Raw genomic sequence first — 587 nt, forward strand, 5'->3', positions numbered from 1 at the left:
GTTAATAATCGCGGCCATGCACCAACACCCTTGTATGCAGGCTTGCATGTTCTTTCTAATGGTCAGCCAGAAGATAGCTGGTTTAAGACTGAGCGCTTGCGTGGTCGGCTACGTCAAGAAGTACTGCCGCTAATTGCAGAAGATAACTCGTTTGAGTACTGGCGAGATGCTGCTCTCAGTGTGTTGTCAGACAATACTCCAGCGCCAGCAGATAAGCTACCAAATACTGGTATGGCTGCAGAGATTGAGCAGATGCTGTCTTCTGTTTATATCAAGCCTGTTGCTTTTGATGATACAGAAAAAAATGTACCAACTTATGGGACTCGCACGCAAAGTATTTTGACGCTACGTAATGATGCCAAGAATACAAAAGTTACTGCGAATATTATTAGTCGCGAATTTGATTATCATTCAAATCTGCAATAAAAAATGCTCACATGAATATCTAAATGTTCTAGATATTCATGTGAGCATCTGTAATGCGTTTTGGATTAAATGGTCCAATTATTCCATCAGTAAATGATTATTTTGCTCAGGAATAATTAGCTCTTGTCTAAGGGGTAATTCGCGTGCCAGCTCTTGCAAAG

General features: G+C 40.9%; 1 protein-coding gene. It reads left to right on the forward strand.

The genetic code is table 11. The features are described from left to right. Nucleotides 1–426: NRDE family protein (locus ACS8FD_RS22870; protein WP_439277544.1), on the forward strand; the 426-nt coding region annotated here is incomplete at its 5' end. Nucleotides 427–587: the final 161 nt, after the last annotated feature.

It is taken from the genome of Psychrobacter sp. 1U2 (genome assembly GCF_051847575.1).